A 21,449-nucleotide genomic window follows, 5' to 3' on the forward strand; every position below is an offset into this window, starting at 1 on the left:
TGTTGACAATTAACAAAGCAAAGAATAGTCAACAACTATCAGTAGAAAGGCAGCCGAACCATGCTCACCGAGGCCACCCTTCGAAAGCTCTGGCCGAACGGGGATCGGCACATCCCGGGCCTGATCGATGCAATCGTGGCCTCGGCGCCCGCGGTGCTGCCCCGCTATGGCCTGGATTCGCCGCTCGTGCTCGCGCAAGCTATGGCGCAGTTCAGCCACGAATTCGGCGCGGGCGCCGAGCCCGAGGAAAATCTCAGCTACACCTCGCCGGCCCGGATCGCCGCGGTGTGGCCGTCTCGGTTCTCGGTGGGCTCGGCCATCCCCTACGTCCGGAACCCCCGGGCGCTCGCGAACAAGGTCTACAACGGGCGCATGGGCAACCGGCCCGGTTCGGATGACGGCTACAATTTCCGGGGCCGCGGCGGCTCGCAGGTGACGGGCCGCGAGGGCTACGCCAAGCTCGCGGCGCGCACGGGCCTCGATCTGCTCGGCCACCCCGAGCTGGTCAACGACCCGGCGCATTTCCTCGAATGCTCGGCTGCCGATTTCATCCTCTGCGGCTGCCTGCCGTATGCCCAGCGCGACGACGTGCGAGGCGTCACCCACCACCTGAACGGCGGTTACATCGGCCTCGACGAGCGGGTCCGGTGGCTGTCGCGATGGAAGGCGGCCCTCGGGGTCACGGCGGCGCCGCGCACGGCCGGCGGCTCGCCGCAGTACGGCGACGGCGGTTGGAACGTGCGCACCGTGCAGGACCGGCTCGTCGCGCTGGGGTATTCGGTCGGCAGGGTGGACGGGCAGTTCGGCAGCGCGACGCGTGCGGCCGTGCTCGCATTCCAGGCCGATCGCAATCTGATCCCCACCGGCGTGGTGGACGCCGCCACGCGTGCGGCCCTTGCGGACCCGGCCAAGCGCCCGGTGACGGAGTCGCGCGCCACAGCCACGGCGGGCGATCTCCGCGAGGCCGGGTCCGTGACGATCGCGAACGGCGACAACATCAAACGCGTGGGGATGGGCGCCACCGCGCTCGCCCTGGTGCAAGGCGCCGGCGACTCCGGGGTGCTCGACACCGTCAAGGGCGCCACCGATCAGGTGGGCACGCTGCGGTCCGTCGTCGACTCCGCGCAGGACGTCCTCGGGTGGGCGGCCTCGCACTGGTGGATCGGCGCGCTCGTGATCGGGTTCCTGTGCTGGCACTTCGGTCGCGGCGTCATCGCCGCCCGACTCGCCGCGCACCAGACGGGCAAGGACATGAGCCGATGATCTCGATCGCAACCCTGCAAGCCGCATGGGCACTGATCACGTCGCCGATCGGGCGCGTGGTCGGCGTCGTGGGCCTGATCGGACTCGCGCTGCTATGGGCGGACCACCGAGGCGCCGATCGCGTGCGCACCGAATGGGCCGCCGCCAACGCCATCGCCGCCACTAAGGCGGCCGAGGCCGACGCCGTCGCCGCCACGCACGCGGACGCCGTCGACAAGCGCAGCACCGCCGCCGCGGACGCTGCCGACCAAGCAAACCGAGAGGCTCGCGATGCGTATGTCAAGGATTTGGAGAAGCGCATTGCCGCCGGCTGTGCTGCTGACGGCGACGATGCTCGCCGGCTGCGTGACATCCGGTAGCCCGCCGATCGCCCGCACGCTGCCGCCCCCGCCGGACATCATGCAGCCGGTGGCCGTGCCCGACGTTCGCGCCGGCATGGACATGCGGGCCTCGGCCTACGACCACCGCGCCGCGCTCTTTTCGGCCAACCGCCGGCTCCGTGCGAGTCGGGATTGGTACCGTGGGGTGCGTGCCGACTACGCGAGGCCACGATGATGGGCGTCGTCGAATGGACTGCGCTCGCCACGGTGGTGACTCTGCTGCTCGGGATCATCGGCCTCGTGATTCGGGTCACTGATCGGATCAACACTGCGAGCGGGCACGCGGACGCGGCCAGCACTCGCGCCGACGCCGCAAGGGCTCTCGTCGAGTCGGTCGATAGCCGCGTGGCTGCGCTCCGGGTGGACCTCACGCGACTCGAAGCTGACGTCGTCAACCACCGGGTCGACGTCGCCCGCGAATATGTCAGCAAGGACACGCTCGCCAATCTGGAGACGCGCATCGTGGATGCGATCAACCGGCTCGGCGACCGCCTGGATAAGCTGCTCGCACCGCGGGGTGAGTGATGGCGAACCCCCATCTTTCCGACGAGTTGGCACGCGCGGCGGCCGATCTGTTTCGGGCGCACGGGTCCGCCAACGCCGCCGCGCGTGCCGCGGGGGTGGCGCGCTCCACGATGCAGAGCCGGCTCAGGACCGCGGCGCGTCGTGGCCTGATGGGCTACGCGCCGGTGCTGCCCGGGTTCGAAGTCACTTCGGTGACGACGGGGCCGCGCGGCACGTCGATCACGCAGCGCCCGGAGGCCGGCGGCCAGTTTGATGTGCCGGACGGCCATACGGTCAAGGGCGTGTCGGCCCTGGTGGATCCGGAGGGCCGCGAGCGGCTGAAATGGATCAAGACGCGCGAGGGCGACGTTTCGGTACAGTCCGTGATCGAGTGGGCGAAGGAATCCATGATCGGTTACGAGCCGCACGCGGCCCCCGCCCCGGCGCCCGAGCACTTCGCCGGCCACCTGCTCACGCTCGTTCCGCTCGCGGATCTGCACGTCGGCCTGTACGCGTGGAAGCGCGATGCCGGCGCGAATTGGGATCTGAAAAAGGCCGAGGCTGATATCGGCGGCGCCCTGGAGGATGTGGTTCGGCGGACGCCACCCGGCGGCGAGGCGATCGTGCTCGGCGGCGGCGATCTGATCCACAGCGACAACAACGACAACACCACGGCCAAGAGCGGCAACGCGCTGCAGGTGGACGGCCGGTATCAGAAGATCGTCATGGTCGCGAACCGGATCGTGGTCCGGACGGCGGACGCGTGCCTGCGCCGGCATCAGCACGTCACCATCCGGATCCTGCCCGGCAATCACGACGAGCACGCGGCCATCGGCGTCGCCTATTTCCTGCTCGCTTGGTACCGCCACGAGCCGCGCGTGACGGTGGACGTCGACCCGGGGCTTTTCTGGTGGTTCCGGTTCGGTGCGGTGCTGCTCGGCGCCACGCACGGCCACACCGTCAAGATCGACAAAATGCCGTCGATCATGGCGCACAGGCGGCCCGCCGATTGGGGCGCAACCACGCACCGCTACGTGCACGGATTCCACCTCCACCACAGCGCCAAGTTCGCCACCGAGGGCGAGGGCGTCATCTCCGAAATTCACCAAGCCCCGGTCCCGCAAGACGCGTGGCACTACGGCGCCGGCTTCCTGTCGGGCCGGTCCGTCCAGGCCATCACCTACCACCACCAGCACGGCGAGATCGGGCGCGTCCGCGTCGCGATGCTCGATGCCGCCGAGGAGCCCGCCACATGAACACCACCTGCCCGGCGCCGATCGCCGCCAACGACGACACCAACCCCAAGGATCTCGTGGGCGACTTCAAGGTGGATATGTCGCTTCTGCCGCCGGCCGCCTCGATCCACGCCGCGCACGCGTTCATGGACGGGGCGCGCAAATACGGCCCCTACAACTGGCGGACGAAAAAGGTTCGGGCGCGGGTCTACCTATCCGCCGCTAAGCGGCACCTCGACGCCTACCTCGACGGGGAAGAGTGCGCCGCCGACAGCGGCGTCCACCACCTCGGCCACGCCATGGCGTGCTGCGCGATCCTTCTGGACGCGGCCGAGACGGGCAGCCTCGTGGACGATCGCCCGGCGCCGGGGGCTGCTTCCGCCATCCTGCGGCGCCTGGAGGCGACCATACGCGCCCGCCGGCTCGCGGCCGAGGCTGCCGAGTCGGCAGCGTGAGCGCCACGCGCTACCCGGTCACCCGGGGCGAGTGGTTCCACCCGCGTATGCGGGGCTTCCGGCTCATGTGCTGCGATTGCGCCCTGGTCCACGTGGTGGACATCCGGACCGATTCGGAGGGGGTGGCGATGCGAATGCGGCGGGACGATCGAGCCACCGCCGCGGCCCGCCGGCCGCTCAAATTCACGAATGAAGAGGACTAAGGGCCGCCCATTTGCGAGCGGCCCGGGGGCCTAATCTCAATCCTCCGGGCAGGGTATGCCATGCCGTATGGATAACGATTGCACCTGCCGGTTCAGTCCCTCGAAAATTGTGGCAATCTCCTGAGTAGTGGCTAAGAGGACCATCAACGCCCGAGTTGTATCGTCTGGAATAAAACCTCCGGTACCTGTTTCTGAGCTACGCACTCCCATAACACTCAACCTCTTTCATCCTGTTGTGCTTATATTTTTCTTACTAGTCAAAATTGCTCCATTGTTCTGCCACGCAAAACCCGCACTAATGCGTACTTTGTCGGTAAATATTGGTAATATCTAGGTTTATTCTCCACATGCGGCATTAATGCATATTTCTCCGCATGTGCGAATTATTGCAGAATAATTGCTAGCGGGGCGGCGTGGCGGGTGCGGGAGCCGATCAAAATAACCGTTGCGACTCAAAAGGCCCTAATTCCCGCACCTTGGCCATAAGTCGTTGAAATCATTACGATAAGACGGGCTGCGGCGCACCGACACGGCGATGCGCGAATGGGTCGGCCTTGTCGTCTACTGGTTGACCGACCGATCCTCGGCGTTGTTTCCCGGCCCGGGCGGCTGAGCGGGCGGCGGTTGCGTCGCCGTCGCCGCGTCGGGGTCGTCGTCGACCTCGTCCCAGTCGAGCGCGCGCAGCGAGTCCGAGGCGAACTGGCGATGCCAGACCACCGCCACCACCGCCAGGGTCGAGGCGATCAGGATCCAGGGGCCGATGAACCAGCCCAGATAGGCCAGCGCGAAGAACAACGCCCGCTGACCGCGGTTGAAATGCATTCCTGCCGACTTGAACAGGCGTGTCGTGCGGGCGATGTGCAGCCTCGCCTCGCGGCTCGCCTGTTGCGACGCCGGCGGCGTCGCGCCCAGCATGATGGCGACGTAGTTGAACAGCCGGTACGACCACGCGAACTTGTAGAACGTGTAGACGAAGATCACGACCAGCCCGACCGCCTTCGCCTCCCACATCTCGCGCCCGGTCGGCAGCGACAGGGGCAGGGACGAAAGGACCGACACCACCTGGTCGGTCGAGCGCACCACCGTCAGGGCGCCGCCGATCGCCAACAGCGACGTCGAGGCGAAGAAGGCCGCGCCGTTCTGCAGCGCCGCCATGATCTGGGCGTCGACGATGCGCGACTCGCGGCGCAGCATTCGGCGCATCCAGATGGTGCGGATGTCGTCCATCTGCGAGTTGAGGGCGCGGCGACCGAATGTCGTCGCCTCCATGGTGATCGCATAGGAGCCCCACGCCGCCCCGAAGACCGCGATGGCCACCAGGTCGAGAGGATCGAAGATCAGCATTGCCAAACCCTCCTGGCCGGCCAGAATGCCGCGCCATTGTACCGCCGAGTCTCAACCTTGCCGACCCGCGGTCGCCGCCAGGAGAATGCCCCCGATGCCGCAGACCATCACGGTGCGTGTCGCCGATCTCGTAGCCGAGGCCGAGCGCCAGATCGAGACCCTGACGCCGGACCAAGCCATCGCTCTCGTCGGGCGCGACGACGTGGTGCTGGTCGACATCCGCGACATCCGCGAGCTCGACCGCGAGGGCAGGGTGCCGGGCGCCTTCCATTGCCCGCGCGGCATGCTGGAGTTCTGGATCGACCCGGCCAGTCCCTACCACAAGCCGGTGTTCGCGCAGGACAAGCGCTTCGTGTTCTTCTGCGCGGCGGGCGCCCGCTCGGCGCTCGCGACGGCGGCGGCGAAACGCATGGGGCTCGATCCGGTCGCCCATGTGGCCGGCGGCTTCGGCGCCTGGAAGAAGGCCGGCGGGCCGGTCGAGGCCAAGGGCTGAGGCGCCGGCGCAACGCCTGCGAGCCGGAGCCGGCGCAAGGCTGCTCTCCGGTTTTGGGCATCCTCCGGAGACTCGCCGGGGCGTAAAACGGCCCGTTCCTCGGTCATTCCGGGGCGCCGCGAAGCGGCGAGCCCGGAATCCATACACACAGACCGGGATTATGGATTCCGGGCTCGCGGGCTTTCAGCCCGCACCCCGGAATGACGGCTGTGGACAGGTGCGGGGGAGCTCACGGCATGAAGGTTCGCGACATGGCGCTGGCGGCGCTCGCGAACGTGATCTGGGGCTTCACCTACGTCGCGTATCCGCTCGCCCTGGAGAGCTTCACGGCCTCGCAGATGGCGGTGCTCCGCTTCCTCCTGGCCTGCCTGCCGGTGCTGTTCGTGGCGCGGCCGAATCTGCCATGGCGCTCGATTCTCGCCATCGGGGCGACGCTGTTCACCGGACAGTTCCTTCTCCTGTTCTTTGCGCTCGCCGCCGGCCTGCCACCGGGCCTCGCCTCGGTGACGACGCAGATGCACGCCTTCTTCGCCGTGCTGATCGCCGCCGTGGTGCTGCGTGAATATCCGACCCGGCGCCAGGGGCTCGGCCTCGTCGTCGCCTTCACGGGTCTGCTGCTGATCGGCCTCACCGTCGGGGCGGATCTGCCGCTCGTCGCGCTTCTCCTCGCCATGTTCGCGGCGATGAGCTGGGCCACCGGCTCGATCCTGCTCCGGCGCACGCCGCACGGCGTGCCGATGGGGCCCCTGATGGTCTGGTGCAGCCTGGTGCCGCCGGTCCCGGCCTATCTCGCCTCGCTGGTGCTCGACAAGGATCCCTCGATCGTCACGGCGGTCATGCATGCGTCCGTGACCAGCATCCTGGCCGTGGTGTTTCTCGGCACGCTCGCCACGACGCTCGCCTTCGGCATCTGGGGCTATCTGATGCAGCGCTATCCGAGCGCCGCGGTCGCACCCTTCGCGCTGCTGTCGCCGTGCACGGGTGTGCTCGCCGTGGCGCTGATCTTCGGTGAAAAATTCGGCCCGCTGCGGGCTGCCGGCATGGGCTGCATCCTGCTCGGCCTGATGATCGTCGTGCTGCCCTGGCCGCGCATCGCCGAGTGGTTCGGCGCGGCGTCGAGGCGCGAACCGGCTTGCCGGCCGCCGTCGTCCTGATCATGCTGGCGCGGGTGCCCGAGCGTCGCCCGTGCAGACGCGGCACGTAGGCCGCGCAGGAGAGTCCGATGAGCCTGCAACTCGTGATCGGCAACAAGAACTACTCGTCGTGGTCGTTGCGGCCATGGATCGCCATGACGGTCGCCGGGCTTCCGTTCGAGGAGATCGTGGTGCCGCTCGGCGGTCCCGAGTTCAAGGCGACGGTCGGCCGCCATTCCGGTACCGGCAAGGTGCCGGTGCTGATCGACGGCGACGTGCCGGTCTGGGAGTCGCTCGCTATTCTGGAATACCTGGCCGACAAGTTTCCGGAGGCGCATCTGTGGCCGGCCGACCGCGTCGCGCGGGCGCATGCGCGGACGATCGCCACCGAGATGCATGCCGGCTTCGCCGCATTGCGCAAGGCGCTGCCGATGAACTTTTCGCGGCCGCCGATGCGACGCCCGCTCGGCGACGACGTCAGGCGCGACATCGCCCGCATCGAGGCGATCTGGCGCGACTGCCGCAAGCGGTTCGGCGAGAGAAGCGCGGCCGGCGGGCCGTTTCTGTTCGGACGGTTCGGTGCGGCCGACGCCATGTATGCACCGGTGGTGTCGCGCTTCCACACCTATGCGGTCGAGGTCGGACCCGAGGCCAAGGCCTACATGGCGGCCATGATGGCGCTGCCGGCCTGGGTGAGCTGGACCACGGCGGCGCTGCGCGAGCCGTGGGTTCATCCGAACGCCGAGCCGGACTGGCCCGACGTGCCGCGCATCGAGGTGGAGTGACCACGCCAAGGACTCGCGCGGGCGCAAAAAGCAGGCGAGCCCGGCTCGCGCCAGGCTCGCCCATTCGGTCGCCGCTCGTGCAACGGCGACGATGCGTCCGCGGATCGTGACTACTTGTCGCCGCGCAGCGTGTCCTTCAGGCCGCCGACCGCGTTCTGCAGCTTGCCGGACGCCTTGTCGGCCTTGCCTTCGGCCTCGAGCTTGGCGTCGCCGGTGAGCTTGCCGGCGCCTTCCTTGACCTTGCCCTTGGCCTGATCGATCGCGCCTTCGATACGGTCCTTGTCCATAGACTGCCTCCTGTTGTTTCAGGGGCAACGCTGCGGTCACCGGGGGGTTCCGCGATGGCGGTCCGGCGGTCGGTCGCAGCCGCGATGCGGGGTCCTGCAACCAGCGCCGAGATCGCGATTGCGATCGGCCGTCGAGTCGTCTCGGCGAGGCCTTCCTGCAGTCGGAGTCGGTCGAGATCCCGTGTCGTCGGTTGGTCCGACGACCGTTCAACGCCTCGAGCCAAGCCGGGGGTTCTGGAGACCGCCGGCGGCTCCCGCGCATTCCGTCCACAGGAATGCCGCATTGGACGGCTCCCTGACGGGTCGGGGGACGGTGCCGGGATCGAGTCCGGCGCGCGAATCCGATCTTATACGCCCAATGGTATAAGGGCCGCGGCGCTGATTCGCGGTGGCCGATGCCACGGCTCACAGGAGGTCCAATGCTTCGCTTGATTGTCGTTCTGGTGACTGCTCCCGTCCTTCTGGCCTCGGCCTCGGCCGCGCTCGCCCAATCGGCGCCGTTTCCGCTGCCGCTGCCGAGCACGCGCGGCACCGACGAGGACCAGAAGGCGTGCCGCCAAGACGCCACCACGCTCTGCAAGCCCTATCTGGGCGACGACATGGCGGTGCTGAGCTGCTTCCAGAGCCAGCGGCCGAAGCTGAGCGTCTCCTGCCGCAAGGTGCTCGAGAAGTACGGCCAGTAAGACGAGCTTCGGTTGCGTCGCGCCGGGGTCCCTGGCGCGACGACAGCCTCGACGACGGAGTCCCCGTCAGTCGATCCTCAGCACGACATTGCCGACGACCTGTCCGCTCTCGACGGCCTCATGGGCCGCCGCGACCTCGGCGAGCGGCATCACGCGCGCGATGTTGTGAACGAGGCGGTCCTGCGCGATCGCCTCGGCGATCATCGACAGGGCGGCGGCGCGTTCCTCGGCCGTCAGCTCGTAGACGAACACGAACTTCAGCGTGATGATGTTGGTGAGAAAGAAATAGAGCGGCATCGGCGCCTCGGCGGCACCCGTGCCGTAAATCACCACGGTGCCTCTCGGCCGCAGCACCTTGGGCAGCAGTGCCGCGTTGACGGCAATGTCGAGCTCGATCACGGCATCGACGCCGCCGCCGTCGGTCAGCTCGGCCACCCGGGCGCCGACATCGTCCTTCCGATAATCGATGACGTGATCGGCGCCTGCCGCGCGCGCGAGCTCCGCCTTGGCCGGAGAGCTCACCGTGGTAATCACAACGGCGCCGCGCGCCTTGGCGAGCTGGATCGCGTAATGCGACACCGCGCCGGCGCCGCCGCTGATCAGCAGCGTCGACCCGGCCCAGGCCTGTGCGGTCGCCACCACATGGGCGGCCGTCATGGCCGGGATGCCGAGACAGGCACCGGCCTCGACGCTCACCGAGGCCGGCAGGGGCACGGCGAGGTCGGCGGGCAGCACGACGTATTCGGCGCAGGTGCCGAAGGCGCGCTTCCACTGCGCATTCCAGGTCCACACCCGCTCGCCGATCCGCCCGGCCGGGACGCCGTCTCCGACCGCGTCGATGACGCCGGCGCCGTCGCTGTGCGGGATCACGCGCGGATAGGCGATCTTGCGGGTGCGACCCGAGCGGGCCTTCACGTCTGACGGATTGACGCCGGAGGTGGCGAGCCGCACCCGCACCTCGCCGGGACCTGGCTGCGGCGTCGGCAGCTCGCCGACCAGCAGGACCTCGCTCGCGGGTCCGTTCTTATCATACCAGGCGGCGCGCATGCCGATCTCCCCATGCCATCCGACGATCTTCGCGCGGCCGCACCCGCGGTCGCCGCGTTCGATTGGTCCGGCGCATCATCATGGAGGCCGAGAAGCCGCACAAGCAGGTCGACGACGAGGTGCCCCCGTGCCTCGATGCCGATGCCGACGTCATGGAGCGGTGAGATACGGCGGAGCCCTCGGCGGCCCCCGCCTGAAACGTTCGCCCACCATCGGCGCCGCCACCCTGCCTGCGATGACCGCGTCGGATCGCCGCGTCTCGGGTGTATCAGCGCTGCGTCAGCCGGTTCCATTGCTCCCGCACCTGGGTGGCGGTGGCGTCGGCCGATTCCTTGACGACCTCCCAGTTGACGAACGGCCGCGCCGGCGGCGCGGCGGTGCTGTCCCGCAGGAAGGCGCCGCCGACGGCGACCGCGAAACCCAGCACGAAAGCCAACAACACACGCATGCGACGTTCTCCCATGGGCCTGCGCCAGCCCACGCTCCCATGGGCCGACAGCAGCCCACGGTAGAGCGCCAATGTAACCGATCGAGGGCGGCGGAATTTTCCTTGGGACAGGTGTTCCTCTGCGGCAGCGAGCACATTATAGCTGCTCTGCGCGGCCCACGGGTTGCCGGCGGCCGGGCCCCCCGGTACAAGCCGCCGCCCGCTGGGCCCATGGAGGGGAGTTCTCATGGCCGTCGAGCGAACGTTTTCCATCATCAAGCCGGATGCCACCGCCCGTAACCTCACGGGCGCGATCAATGCCATGATCGAGAAAGCCGGCCTTCGTATCGTTGCGCAGAAGCGGGTCCGCATCACCCGCGAGCAGGCGCAGACTTTCTACGCTGTCCACAGTGCACGGCCGTTTTTCGGCGAGCTGGTGGACTTCATGATCTCCGGTCCCGTGGTCGTGCAGGTCCTCGAGGGCGAGGGCGCGATCGCGCGCTATCGCGACCTGATGGGCGCGACTGATCCGGCGAAGGCGGCGGACGGGACCATCCGCAAAGCGCATGCGCAGTCGATTGGTGAGAATTCCGTCCATGGCTCGGACGCGGCCGAGACGGCGGCGATCGAGATCGGGCAGTTCTTCTCCGGAAACGAGATCGTCGGCTGACGTGAAAGCGGGGCTGAGGCCCCGCGGTCGCGCTGGTTGAGTTCAGTTCTATAGGGTAACGTAATGGGGACGCGGCAAGGTCGAAGGCCGGCCGCGTGCGGGGGCGCAGCATGATCGCGGCGGATTATCTCAACCCGGCCTACTGGAGCGCGGTCTTTCAGAGCGGGCTCGCCGACATGGCCCAGCCCGTGTTCTGGGTCGCAGTCGGAAAGATCATCTGGATCAACATCCTGCTGTCGGGCGACAACGCCGTGGTGATCGCCATGGCGTGCCGCGGCCTGCCGCCGCGGCAGCGCTTCTGGGGCATGGTGCTGGGCGCCGGCGTCGCGGTGGTGCTGCGGATCCTGTTCACCATCATCATCGCCTCCCTGATGACGATGCCGTTTCTCAAGATCGCCGGCGGCCTGGCGCTGTTCTACATCGCCTGCAAGCTCCTGGTGCCGGACGAGTCCCACGGCGAGATGGAGGCGGCCGACCATCTGTGGCGGGCCGTCCGCATGGTCGCTGTCGCCGACATCGTGATGAGCCTCGACAACGTCATCGCCATCGCGGCTGCGGCAGGCGGTAGCTTCCTGCTCCTGGTGCTCGGCCTCGCCATCAGCATTCCGCTGATCATCGCCGGCGCCGCCCTGATCATGACGCTGCTCGACCGCTTCCCGATCCTGGTCTGGGCCGGCGCGGCGCTGCTCGGCTGGATCACGGGCGAGGTGCTGGCGACCGACCCGGCGGTCGAGCCGCTGCTGGTCGCCCGCTTCGGCCCCGAAGGGGCTCACCAGTTCGAGCTCGCGCTCGCCGCCCTGTTCGCCGTGCTGGTCGTGGTGGTCGGGGGCCTGTGGCGCCGCTCCCGGCTGCAGCGCGCCTCGGTCGAGCACAAAGCCTGACGCGATGCCCGGCGTGGGGAGGGCCCCGCGTCACCGTCGGGTCGGCGCGCTGTCCAGCGGCGCGCTGAGCGCACCGCCGCGGCGACATCCGGGGCCGTCCGATCCGGGCCGAATGCGGGCCGCCGTTTCGGGCACGGCGACGACGATCGGTCCAATTTCACGACACGGCTGAGTACTTGGATGCGCTCGGCGTTCGTTGCGTGAGCACTGTCGCGAACCGGTGCAATATTCGGCCAACCTGAAACTCTTCTGTCCGGACAATCGCCTTACAGGTATTTTGTGGCCGTCGCCGCGCGGGGGCGGGCAGGCGTAAAGCTCGCTTTACGCTCAACTTTCAGCGCCGGCGCGCCGGCGTTGCAGGACATTGTGGCACTGCAGCAATCGGGACGATACTGTAGAGGCCACCCTACTTATGCGTTCTCGTAGGACTTCCGCGGCGAGCTATGTCGCTTTAAACTTGCGCCGGTCGCAGTTCTGTCGTTTATTGATTGCAGCAATCGGTTTTTGGCCGTTCCGGCCCGCAGTGCGTTTCAAAGAACGCTCACGTTTCGGATCTCCCCCAAAAAGCCGGGTTGTCACGCGGGATGCGAGCGATTGCATCCTGTGTTCATCGCGACGTCAGATTTGATCAGGAGACCGACGATGCAAAAAGGCACCGTCAAGTGGTTCAATCCCACGAAGGGCTATGGGTTCATCCGGCCGTCGACCGGCGAGAAGGACGTGTTCGTCCACATCTCGGCTGTCGAGCGGGCCGGTCTCAGCACCCTGAATGAAGGTCAGGTGGTCGAGTACGAGCTCGTCACCAACCGCGGCAAAACCTCCGCGGAGAACCTCAAGGTCGCGTAAGCGGCCGGCCGGCTTCGTCCGGCTTGCGGGTGCGTCCCGTAGCCCCCGGTTCGTCCGGGGGTTTTTTTATGCGCGCAGCGTCTCCGGCAACGGCCGGCCGGCCTCCGCCGGCTTCGCTCCCGCCAGGTCCGGATAGCCCGGGTAGTAGCGCGCCGCCATGCGGCCGACATAGCGCCTCAGATTGTCGTGGTGCTCGGCCGCGGTCCGCAGCGGCGTCACGAATTGCGGGCACAGCGCGCTGCAGACGAAAGCGAACACGGTGGCGTCGACGGCGGTCGGCAGCGGGCCCATGAAGAACGGCTTGCCGCCGAGATGATCGGCGAGCGCGTCGATCGAGCGCCTCCCGAGCCTCAGCAGCTCGTCGGGGGTGTGGCGGGACAGGCCCTGCGCATGCAGGGCGCGGCGGACGCCGCGGCGGACCATGGCGATCACCAGGGGCCGCGCGGGCGCCGGCACCGAAGCGAAGAACTGGCGCGGGCCGCGGTCGAAATTGGCGTCGTCGACCCAGCGGGCATGGACCAGCGCCCAGTAGAGATGCTCCTCGGCCATCTTCTCGAACGCCCAGGCGACCGCCCGCTGCTCGTCGGACAGCCCGCGGTCGAGCTCGACGCCGTATTTCTTCTCGATATGCCAGCGGATGAAGGTCGAGTCGGCGATCACGGCGCCGTCGTCGTCCATGTAGGGCAGCTTGCCTTTCGGCGCCTTGCGCAGATTGCCGAGCGCGGTGCGGTAGGGCACGCCGGCCATCTTCAGGAGCGTCTCCGCCTTGGTCACGAACGGGCTCGGATCGGGCAGGCCGAAAGCGGGGCCGAAGCCGTACAGCGTGATCATGGGGGGCACCTCCGGACCTTCGATCGCGGGGGACGTCGACCGCGACGGTTCGATTGCATGGATGATTTGGCGGTGCGCCATGGCAGCACCATGACGGAGCCGCCCCCTGATCCGAAGTGTCGCGCGAAAGGGTGCCGCTGCCGTCAGACCGCCGGGGCGATCAGCAGTCCCGCCGGGGCGCTGGCGCCGGCGATCCGGCAGCGACCGGCCTCGACGTTGATCCGTCCCTCGGCGAGCCAGCGCAAGGCGAGCGGGTAGAGGCGGTGCTCGACCGCGAGCACCCGCGCCGCCAGGGTGTCGGGCGTGTCGTCGTCGCCGACCGGCACGGCGCCCTGGACGACGATCGGGCCGGAGTCCATCTCGGGGACGACCAGATGAACGGTCGCCCCGTGCAGCCGCACCCCGGCGGCGAGCGCCCTTGCATGGGTGTCGAGCCCCTTGAAGGCCGGCAGCAGGGCCGGGTGGACGTTGATCATCCGCCCCTCCCAGCGCCCGACGAACCACGGGGTGAGCAGCCGCATGAAGCCGGCGAGACACACAAAGGCGATGCCATGTGCCTGAAGCGCCGCATCAAGCGCGCGCTCGAAGCCCTCGCGATTCTTGCCGAAATCCTTGTGGTCGACGACCTCGGTGGTGATCCCGGCCGCGGCCGCCCGGGCAAGGCCGGCGGCATCCGGCCGGTTCGACAGGACGAGGGCGATCTCGGCCGGGAAGGCCGGGTCGGCCGCCGCCTCGATCAGGGCCGCCATGTTGGAGCCGCGCCCGGAGATCAGGATCGCGACCTTGGCGCGTCCCGCCGTCATGGCTCCCGCGGCCATCGCTCAGGCCTCCAGGGCGAGCCGGCCCGCATAGGTCACCCGCTCGCCATCCTCCGCCGCGGCGACCACCCGGCCGATCCGGGCGACCCGCTCGCCGGCCCGGGTCAGGGCGGCCTCGACGGCGTCGGTCTCGTCGGGAGCGACAACCGCCACCATGCCGATGCCGCAGTTGAAGGTGCGCAGCATCTCGGGCGCGGCGACGCGGCCCGCCGCGGCCAGCCAACGGAACACCGGCAGCACCGGCACGGCGTCGAGATCGATCCGCACCCCGAGCCCCTTGCCGAGCACCCGCGGAATGTTGTCCGGGAAGCCGCCGCCGGTGATGTGGGCGAAGGCCTTGATGGCGCGGGTCTCACGCATCGCCGTGAGGCAGCCGGCGACGTAGATCCGGGTCGGCGTCAGCAGCACCTCGCCGAGCGAGCGGGCCTTGTCGAACGGGGCAGGAGCTTCCCAGCCGAAGCCGGACTGCTCGACGATCCGGCGCACCAGCGAGTAGCCGTTGGAGTGGACGCCGGAGGAGGCCAGGCCGAGCACGACGTCGCCCTCCGCCACCGGCCGCGGCAGCAGGCCGCCGCGCTCGGCGGCGCCGACCGCGAAGCCGGCGAGGTCGTAGTCGTCGCCCTGGTAGACACCCGGCATCTCCGCCGTCTCGCCGCCGATCAGGGCGCAGCCGGCCTCCTTGCAGCCCGCCGCGATGCCGGCGACGATCTTGGCCGCGCGCTCCGGGACAAGGCGACCGCAGGCGAAATAGTCGAGGAAGAAGAGCGGCTCGGCGCCCTGCACCACGAGGTCGTTGACCGACATGGCGACGAGATCGATGCCGATCGTGTCGTGCCGGCCCGTCTCGATGGCGATCTTGACCTTGGTGCCGACCCCATCGGTCGCCGCCACCAGGACCGGATCCTTGAAGCCGGCCGGCTTGAGGTCGAACACCGCCCCGAAGCCGCCGATCTCGGCGTCGGCGCCCGGCCGCCGGGTCGCCCGGACCAGCGGCTTGATCAGGTCGACCAAGCGGTTTCCAGCGTCGATGTCGACGCCGGCGGCGGCATAGGTCAAGCCCGGTCGGTTGGTCTCACGCATGGGGGACGACCTCGAAGGCCCGTGACGTCGAAGATGGGGGGTCGTACGTGGGAATCGGGCCTAGCGCAACGATCCTGAGCACAATATGAAGCCAGTGCTTACCGTTCGAGTTGCCATTCGACTTGCCAGTGGACTTTCCAACGTGCTGCCTGCGTGCCGCATCGGTGGCCGGGTCCGCGTGAGCCGGGGTCAATCGTGAATCTTCCGAATGTCGTGACTATTGCGCGTATCCTCCTCGTCCCGGTGCTGGTCTGGGCCATCGCGGCAGGCGAGATGCGGCTCGCGTTCATCCTTTTCGTGGCGGCCGGGGTCAGCGACGCGGTCGACGGCTTCGTCGCCAAGCGCTTCGGCATGACCACCGAGATCGGTGCCCACCTCGACCCGCTGGCCGACAAGATGCTGATCATCGCGATCTTCGTCGGGCTCGGCTGGTTCGGGAAGATCCCGCTGTGGCTGGTGATCCTGGTGGTGTCCCGCGACATCCTGATCATCGGGGGCGTGATGTTCGCGATGCTGCTCGGGCGACCCATCACGGTGCGGCCGCTGTGGATCTCGAAGGTCAACACGGTGGCCCAGATCGTCTTCGCCTCGGTGGTGCTGGCGGCGCTCGGCTTCGACTTCGATGCGGAGCCCGCCCAGTCCATCATCATGTATCTGGTGGCGATCCTGACGCTGCTGTCGATCGGCTTCTACACCCGCGAATGGGTGCGGCACATGAACGCCACGGAAGGCGAGTCCGGCTGATGCCGAGCCGCCCGGCCGGCCCCGAGCAGCTCTCGCTCGGCTTCGCGCACCACGAGAGCCTGGCCCGCGAGGACTTCCTGCGCATGCCGTCGAACGCCGCGGCGCTCGACACCCTCGACCGCTGGCCCGACTGGCCGGCCCGCGCCCTGGTGCTGGCGGGCCCGGCAGGCTCGGGCAAGAGCCACCTCGCCGCCATCTGGGCCGCGCGGGCCGGTGCCCGCATTCTTCCGGCATCGGCGCTGAACGAGGCTGCCGTGCCGGAGGTGCTGGCGGCCGGTGCGCTGGTGCTCGAGGACGTGCGGCCCGGTGTCGACGAGGTTGCGCTGTTTCATCTCCTCAATCTGGCCCGCGATGCCGGCACCTTCCTGCTGTCGACGGCGCTTGCCCCGCCGGCCGGCTGGACGCTGCGGCTCGCCGATCTTCACTCCCGCTTGCGGGCCATGCCGGTGCTGCAGCTCGCGCCGCCCGACGATGCGCTGCTGCGCGCCGTGCTGGTCAAGCTGTTCGCCGATCGCCAGCTCGCCGTCGACGAGGGGCTGCTCGTCTATCTGGAGCGCCGCATCGAGCGCTCGCTCGCGGCGGCCCGTGCCGTGGTGGCTGCGCTCGACCGCGAAGGCCTGCGCCAGCAGCGCCCGGTCAACCGCGCGCTCGCCGTCGAGCTGCTCGGCGCCGCCGCGGAGGACGCGGGCGAGGAGACCGACGTTTAGGACCTCGGCGGCGTTCAGGAGCGGCAATATCACGCGGCTGTCATCGTTCTGTCGGGGACTCGCCATACGCAGCTCCGGCCCGCATAGTCGGCGGGACGGACGCGCGTCGCGCGGCAGCGCCGCCGCGTGTCGTCCGGTGGCCCAGGCAGGACAGCATGGTCGACCAGCAAGGCATTGAGCAAGCTCTCGAAACGGGTCTATCCGCAGGGCTTGCCCCGGTCGCTCCCAAGGCCAAGAAGAAGCGCGACCCGGATCGCTACATCAACCGTGAATTGTCCTGGCTGCAGTTCAATCGCCGTGTTCTCGAAGAGTCGGCGAATCCGAATCACCCGCTCCTGGAGAAGGTCCGGTTCCTGTCGATCTCGGCCAACAACCTGGACGAGTTCTTCATGGTTCGGGTCGCCGGCCTGAAGGGGCAGGTGCGCGAGGGCATCTCGACCAAGAGCCCGGACGGGCTGACGCCGAGCGAGCAGCTCGTGCGCATCAACGAGGGCGTCAAGGAGCTCGCCGACGAGCAGCAATTGCGCTGGCGCGAGCTGAAAAAGGAGCTCGGCGCCCAGAAGATCATGTTCGTCGACGCGACCGAGCTGAAGAAGGGCGAACGGCAATGGCTGGAGGACTATTTCCTCCATCACATCTTTCCGGTGCTGACGCCGCTCGCCATCGACCCGGCCCATCCGTTCCCCTTCATCCCGAATTTCGGCTTCTCGCTCGCCCTGCAGCTCGCCCGCAGCCACGACGGCCGCGCCTTGAACGCGCTGATCCGCGTGCCGCCCAAGATCGAGCGATTCATCCGGCTGGCCGGCGAGGAGGGCGGGCCCGGCGTGGTGCGGCTGATCACGCTGGAGCACGTCATCGCACTGTTCATCCCGCGCCTGTTCCCCGGCTATGGCCTGAAGGGGCAGGCCGGCTTCCGCGTGCTGCGCGACTCCGAGGTGGAAATCGAGGAGGAGGCCGAGGACCTGGTCCTCCTCTACGAAAGCGCGCTGAAGCGGCGGCGGCGTGGCACGGTGATCCGGCTCGAGCTCGATGCGGCGATGCCGGCCGAGCTGCAGCGCTTCGTGCAGCGTGCGCTGGCGGCCGCCGACGACGAGGTCTTCCTGATCGACGGCGTGCTGGCGCTGAGCGAGCTCGCGCAGCTCACCTCGCTCGACCGGCCGGACCTCGAGTTCATTCCCTATAATCCGCGCTTTCCCGAGCGCATCCGCGACCATGCGGGCGACTGCTTCGCGGCGATCCGGCAGAAGGACCTGATCGTCCACCACCCCTACGAGTCGTTCGACGTCGTCGTGCAGTTCCTGCAGCAGGCGGCGCGCGACCCCGACGTCGTCGCCATCAAGCAGACGCTCTACCGCACCTCCAAGAACAGCCCGATCGTGGAGGCGCTCGCCGAGGCGGCGGAGGCCGGCAAGTCGGTCACGGCCGTGGTGGAGCTGAAGGCGCGCTTCGACGAGGAGGCGAACATTCGCTGGGCGCGCGACCTCGAGCGCGCCGGCGCCCAGGTGGTCTACGGCTTCATCGAGCTGAAGACGCACGCCAAGCTGTCGCTGGTGGTCCGCCGCGAGAACGGCTCGCCGCTCTCCTATGTCCACACCGGCACCGGCAACTATCACCCGCAGACGGCGCGCATCTACACCGATCTGTCGTTCTTCACGGCCGACCCGGTGATCGCCCGCGACGTCGCGAGGGTGTTCAACTTCATCACCGGCTACGCCGAGCCGGCCGGACTGGAGCGGCTCTCGGTGTCGCCCCTCAACCTGCGCACCCGGATGATCGAGCACATCGGCGGCGAGACCGCCAATGCGCGCGCCGGCAAGCCGGCCGCCATCTGGATGAAGATGAACTCGCTGGTCGATCCCGGCATCATCGACGCGCTCTACGAGGCCTCGCAGGCCGGCGTGCCGATCGACCTCGTGGTGCGCGGCATCTGCTGCCTGCGGCCGGGCGTGCCGGGCCTCTCCGACAACATCCGGGTGAAGTCGATCATCGGCCGGTTCCTCGAGCACGGCCGCATCTATTGCTTCGGCAACGGCTATGCGCTGCCGAACCCGAAGGCGCATGTCTACATCTCGTCGGCCGACATGATGCCGCGCAATCTCGATCGCCGCGTCGAGGTGCTGTGCCCGATCCTCAATCCGACCGTGCACGAGCAGGTGCTCGACCAGATCATGATCGCCAACTTCAAGGACAACGAGCAGAGCTGGACGCTCTTGCCGGACGGCAGCTCGACGCGTATCAAGGCGGCGTCCGGCGAGGAGCCGTTCAACGTGCATAAATATTTCATGACGAACCCCAGTCTGTCCGGCCGCGGAAAGTCGCTGAAGGACTCGTCGCCGCGCAGCTTCACCCGGCGGGGAGACCGTGCCTAAACGCAAAGCGACGGCGGCTGCCGCCGCCCAGGGCCGGCTCGACAACGGGCCTCCTGTCGGCGTCATCGACATCGGCTCGAACTCGATCCGGTTGGTCGTCTACGAGGGGCTCACCCGCAGCCCGACGCCGATCTTCAACGAGAAGGTGCTGGCCGGGCTCGGCCGTGAGGTGCTGTCGACCGGGCTCTTGGCCGCCGACGCGGTCGAGCGGGCCTATCAGGCGCTGCGGCGCTTCCGGGTGCTGTGCGACACCATGGGGGTGGCGCGCCTGTGGGTGATCGCCACCGCGGCCTGCCGCGACGCCAGCAACGGTCCCGAGTTCATCCGCGCGGCGCAGACGATCTGCCGCGCCAAGGTCGATGTGCTGTCGGGCAAGCGCGAGGCGACGCTGGCGGCGCTCGGCGTCGTCTCCGGCATCTATCAGCCGGACGGGATCGTCGGCGATCTCGGCGGCGGCTCGCTCGAGCTGGTCGACGTGCGCGGCACGCGCCTGAAGGGCGGCACGACGCTGCCGCTCGGCGGCCTAGCGCTGCAGGATCTCTCGGCGCGCTCGCTCAAGAAAGCCGAGAAGATCGTCGACCAGGCACTGCGCAATGTCGGCTTTCTGAAAGCCGGCGGCGGCCGTGCCTTCTATGCGGTCGGCGGCACCTGGCGCGCGCTGACGCGCCTGCACATGCGCCAGACCGGCTATCCGCTGCATGTGATGCAGAACTATGTCATTCCGGCCCGCGAGGCGCTGGAGTTCGCGCGGCTGGTGCGGCGCGTCAACGCCGACACGCTGTCGCAGATCGAGTCGGTCAACGAGTTCCGGCGGCCGCTGCTCGCCTATGCGGCGATCGTGCTGGAGCACATCATCCGCTACGCCAAGCCGCGCGAGATCGTCGTCTCGGCCGCCGGCGTGCGCGAGGGGCTGCTCTACGAGGTGCTGAGCGAGCGCGAGCGCAAGCGCGACCCGCTGCTCGTCGCCGCGATGGAGCTCAACGTGCTGCGCTCCCGCTCGCCCGCCCACGGGATCGAGCTGGTCGACTGGACGGACCGCTTCATGGCCTCGACCGGCATCGACGAGACCGCGTCGGAGATACGGTTGCGGCACGCCGCCTGCCTGCTCGGCGACATCGGCTGGCGCGCCCATCCCGACTACCGCGGCGAGCAGTCGCTCAACGTGATCTCGCATGCGAGCTTTCTCGGCGTCGATCATCCGGGCCGGACCTATATCGCCCTCGCCGTCTATTTCCGCCATGTCGGCCTGTACGACGGCGAGCTGTTGCCCGGCATGCGCGAGCTCGCCACCGCCCGTATCATCGATCGCGCGCGCGTTCTCGGCGGCGCCATGCGGGTCGCCTATCTGATCTCGGCCGCGAGGCCGGGCGTGCTCCCGTCGGTGCCCATGATGGTGCGGCGCGGCCAGCTCGAGCTGTCGCTCGGTGGCGACCTCGCGGCGCTCGGTGGCGAGCGCGTCGCCAACCGCCTGCGCCAGCTCGCCCGCCTGATCGGCCGCGAGGCCGTGGTGGTGACGAGCTGAGGTCGCCGGCCGGCGCGACCGCACGGCACGCCGAAACCTTGCGACGCACCTTGGAAACAGTCGAAATCATCGCGTTTGAAAGCTCATGACCCATGGGCTAAGCACATGGGCCGGGTCGACAGAATGGACGGTGCTCGGGCCGCACCAGCGGCCCGTCGTCGTCGGTGCAGACCATGTGAGACAGGCGATGCCGCCCCCGACCGCCGATCTCGCCCTCGTTTTCGCGTCCGAGCGCGGTCGCCTCGAGCGGCTGATCGGACGCATCATCGGCGATCGCCATGTCGCCGAGGATCTGGTCCAGGAAGCGTTCCTGAAGGTGTCGCGCGCCGCCGTCATCATGACGGTCGACGATCACCGCGGCTACCTGGTGCAGACCGCCCGCAACCTCGCCCTCGACCATCGCCGCCGCATGCGGGTGATGCGCCCGGCCGAGGACAGCGACGCAGAGTTCCGCCTTCTCGCCGACGCCGCACCGACGCCCGAGACCATGGTGGCCGATCGCCAGGCGCTCGCCGTTGCCATGGCGGCGCTGCGCCGCCTGCCGGTCCGCACCCGCCGCGCCTTCGAGATGCATCGGCTCGACGGCCGCACCATGGCCGACATCTCGGCCGAGCTCGGCGTCTCGGTGTCGCTCGTCTGCAAGCTCGTGCACGAGGCCTACACGGCCGTTCGCGACGAGCTCCACCGCGGTGATCTGCTGCCGCGCCGGACTGAAAATTCCCCGGACTGAAACGTCCTTGCT

Annotated in this window: 24 protein-coding genes; 17 read left to right on the top strand and 7 right to left on the bottom strand. The window is 68.6% G+C overall.

The genetic code is table 11. The features are described 5' to 3' along the window. Positions 1-60: 60 nt before the first annotated feature. The 5 genes from HXX10_RS28935 to HXX10_RS07815 all read left to right on the top strand — a co-directional run bounded on the left by HXX10_RS28935 (position 61) and on the right by HXX10_RS07815 (position 3,837). Positions 61-1,263 carry a peptidoglycan-binding protein gene (locus HXX10_RS28935; RefSeq protein ID WP_367141939.1) on the top strand — a complete coding sequence of 401 codons (1,203 nt, stop codon included), beginning with the start codon at positions 61-63 and terminating at the stop codon, positions 1,261-1,263. Beyond that, entirely contained in the window at positions 1,260-1,622 is a 363-nt protein-coding gene (locus HXX10_RS07800; protein WP_296521350.1) for a hypothetical protein, read from the top strand. The genes HXX10_RS28935 and HXX10_RS07800 overlap by 4 nt, the downstream gene beginning before the upstream one ends. 192 nt (positions 1,623-1,814) lie before the next feature. Further along, positions 1,815-2,168 (top strand): hypothetical protein, encoded by a 354-nt coding sequence (locus HXX10_RS07805; protein ID WP_296521352.1) that lies wholly within the window; start codon positions 1,815-1,817, stop codon positions 2,166-2,168. Then, positions 2,168-3,403, top strand: a complete 1,236-nt coding sequence (locus HXX10_RS07810) for a hypothetical protein (RefSeq protein ID WP_296521354.1) — start codon at positions 2,168-2,170, stop codon at positions 3,401-3,403. Before HXX10_RS07805 ends, HXX10_RS07810 begins: the two co-directional genes overlap by 1 nt. Continuing rightward, a complete protein-coding gene (locus HXX10_RS07815; RefSeq protein WP_296521356.1) occupies positions 3,400-3,837 on the top strand; it encodes a dATP/dGTP diphosphohydrolase domain-containing protein in 438 nt (145 codons plus the stop codon). The genes HXX10_RS07810 and HXX10_RS07815 overlap by 4 nt, the downstream gene beginning before the upstream one ends. Before the next feature lie 764 nt (positions 3,838-4,601). On the opposite strand, the gene HXX10_RS07825 is transcribed toward HXX10_RS07815, so the two are convergent. Further along, entirely contained in the window at positions 4,602-5,384 is a 783-nt protein-coding gene (locus HXX10_RS07825) for a DUF599 domain-containing protein (RefSeq protein WP_296521358.1), read from the bottom strand. 94 nt (positions 5,385-5,478) lie between these two features. On the opposite strand from HXX10_RS07825, the gene HXX10_RS07830 reads away from it, so the two are divergent. The 3 genes from HXX10_RS07830 (at position 5,479) to HXX10_RS07840 (ending at position 7,795) form a co-directional block, all read left to right on the top strand. After that, entirely contained in the window at positions 5,479-5,877 is a 399-nt protein-coding gene (locus HXX10_RS07830; RefSeq protein ID WP_296521360.1) for a rhodanese-like domain-containing protein, read from the top strand. Positions 5,878-6,113: 236 nt separating this feature from the next. Continuing rightward, a complete protein-coding gene (locus HXX10_RS07835; protein ID WP_296521362.1) occupies positions 6,114-7,031 on the top strand; it encodes an EamA family transporter in 918 nt (305 codons plus the stop codon). Positions 7,032-7,099: 68 nt separating this feature from the next. Beyond that, the gene (locus tag HXX10_RS07840; RefSeq protein WP_296521363.1) at positions 7,100-7,795 is read left to right on the top strand and encodes a glutathione S-transferase family protein; all 696 of its coding nucleotides are present in this window, start codon (positions 7,100-7,102) and stop codon (positions 7,793-7,795) included. Positions 7,796-7,905: 110 nt separating this feature from the next. Here HXX10_RS07840 and HXX10_RS07845 read toward each other — a convergent pair whose 3' ends face one another. Further along, positions 7,906-8,082 carry a CsbD family protein gene (locus HXX10_RS07845; RefSeq protein WP_296521364.1) on the bottom strand — a complete coding sequence of 59 codons (177 nt, stop codon included), beginning with the start codon at positions 8,080-8,082 and terminating at the stop codon, positions 7,906-7,908. Between the two features lie 419 nt (positions 8,083-8,501). Here HXX10_RS07845 and HXX10_RS07850 point away from each other — a divergent pair, with 419 nt between their 5' ends. Continuing rightward, positions 8,502-8,765 (top strand): hypothetical protein, encoded by a 264-nt coding sequence (locus HXX10_RS07850; RefSeq protein ID WP_296521365.1) that lies wholly within the window; start codon positions 8,502-8,504, stop codon positions 8,763-8,765. 66 nt (positions 8,766-8,831) lie between these two features. Here HXX10_RS07850 and HXX10_RS07855 read toward each other — a convergent pair whose 3' ends face one another. Both HXX10_RS07855 and HXX10_RS07860 read right to left on the bottom strand, forming a co-directional pair. Next, entirely contained in the window at positions 8,832-9,812 is a 981-nt protein-coding gene (locus HXX10_RS07855; protein WP_296521367.1) for an NADPH:quinone reductase, read from the bottom strand. A gap of 268 nt (positions 9,813-10,080) precedes the next feature. Then, entirely contained in the window at positions 10,081-10,260 is a 180-nt protein-coding gene (locus HXX10_RS07860) for a hypothetical protein (RefSeq protein WP_296521368.1), read from the bottom strand. A 226-nt stretch (positions 10,261-10,486) separates the two neighbouring features. On the opposite strand from HXX10_RS07860, the gene ndk reads away from it, so the two are divergent. From ndk to HXX10_RS07875, 3 genes are all read left to right on the top strand, one after another. Then, positions 10,487-10,909 (top strand): nucleoside-diphosphate kinase, encoded by a 423-nt coding sequence (gene ndk, locus HXX10_RS07865; RefSeq protein ID WP_296521369.1) that lies wholly within the window; start codon positions 10,487-10,489, stop codon positions 10,907-10,909. Positions 10,910-11,085: 176 nt separating this feature from the next. Further along, positions 11,086-11,790 (top strand): TerC family protein, encoded by a 705-nt coding sequence (locus HXX10_RS07870; RefSeq protein ID WP_296521468.1) that lies wholly within the window; start codon positions 11,086-11,088, stop codon positions 11,788-11,790. A 642-nt stretch (positions 11,791-12,432) separates the two neighbouring features. Beyond that, on the top strand, positions 12,433-12,636 hold the full coding sequence (locus HXX10_RS07875; RefSeq protein WP_296521370.1) for a cold-shock protein: 204 nt from the start codon (positions 12,433-12,435) through the stop codon (positions 12,634-12,636). 66 nt (positions 12,637-12,702) lie between these two features. On the opposite strand, the gene HXX10_RS07880 is transcribed toward HXX10_RS07875, so the two are convergent. From HXX10_RS07880 to purM, 3 genes are all read right to left on the bottom strand, one after another. Continuing rightward, the gene (locus HXX10_RS07880; protein WP_296521372.1) at positions 12,703-13,467 is read right to left on the bottom strand and encodes a glutathione S-transferase family protein; all 765 of its coding nucleotides are present in this window, start codon (positions 13,465-13,467) and stop codon (positions 12,703-12,705) included. Positions 13,468-13,610: 143 nt separating this feature from the next. After that, entirely contained in the window at positions 13,611-14,270 is a 660-nt protein-coding gene (gene purN / locus HXX10_RS07885) for a phosphoribosylglycinamide formyltransferase (protein ID WP_296521470.1), read from the bottom strand. 18 nt (positions 14,271-14,288) lie between these two features. Then, the gene (purM, locus tag HXX10_RS07890) at positions 14,289-15,365 is read right to left on the bottom strand and encodes a phosphoribosylformylglycinamidine cyclo-ligase (RefSeq protein ID WP_296521374.1); all 1,077 of its coding nucleotides are present in this window, start codon (positions 15,363-15,365) and stop codon (positions 14,289-14,291) included. A 195-nt stretch (positions 15,366-15,560) separates the two neighbouring features. Here purM and HXX10_RS07895 point away from each other — a divergent pair, with 195 nt between their 5' ends. The 5 genes from HXX10_RS07895 (at position 15,561) to HXX10_RS07915 (ending at position 21,437) form a co-directional block, all read left to right on the top strand. Beyond that, the gene (locus HXX10_RS07895) at positions 15,561-16,109 is read left to right on the top strand and encodes a CDP-alcohol phosphatidyltransferase family protein (RefSeq protein ID WP_296521375.1); all 549 of its coding nucleotides are present in this window, start codon (positions 15,561-15,563) and stop codon (positions 16,107-16,109) included. Continuing rightward, the gene (locus HXX10_RS07900) at positions 16,109-16,816 is read left to right on the top strand and encodes a chromosomal replication initiator DnaA (protein WP_296521376.1); all 708 of its coding nucleotides are present in this window, start codon (positions 16,109-16,111) and stop codon (positions 16,814-16,816) included. Before HXX10_RS07895 ends, HXX10_RS07900 begins: the two co-directional genes overlap by 1 nt. 155 nt (positions 16,817-16,971) lie before the next feature. Further along, on the top strand, positions 16,972-19,185 hold the full coding sequence (locus HXX10_RS07905) for an RNA degradosome polyphosphate kinase (RefSeq protein WP_296521377.1): 2,214 nt from the start codon (positions 16,972-16,974) through the stop codon (positions 19,183-19,185). Then, complete coding sequence (gene ppx, locus HXX10_RS07910; protein ID WP_296521379.1) at positions 19,178-20,707, top strand: exopolyphosphatase; 1,530 nt, start codon at positions 19,178-19,180, stop codon at positions 20,705-20,707. Before HXX10_RS07905 ends, ppx begins: the two co-directional genes overlap by 8 nt. Before the next feature lie 187 nt (positions 20,708-20,894). Then, on the top strand, positions 20,895-21,437 hold the full coding sequence (locus HXX10_RS07915; RefSeq protein WP_296521382.1) for a sigma-70 family RNA polymerase sigma factor: 543 nt from the start codon (positions 20,895-20,897) through the stop codon (positions 21,435-21,437). Positions 21,438-21,449: the final 12 nt, after the last annotated feature.

Source organism: Rhodoplanes sp. (assembly GCF_013377085.1).
Classification (GTDB): domain Bacteria; phylum Pseudomonadota; class Alphaproteobacteria; order Rhizobiales; family Xanthobacteraceae; genus Rhodoplanes.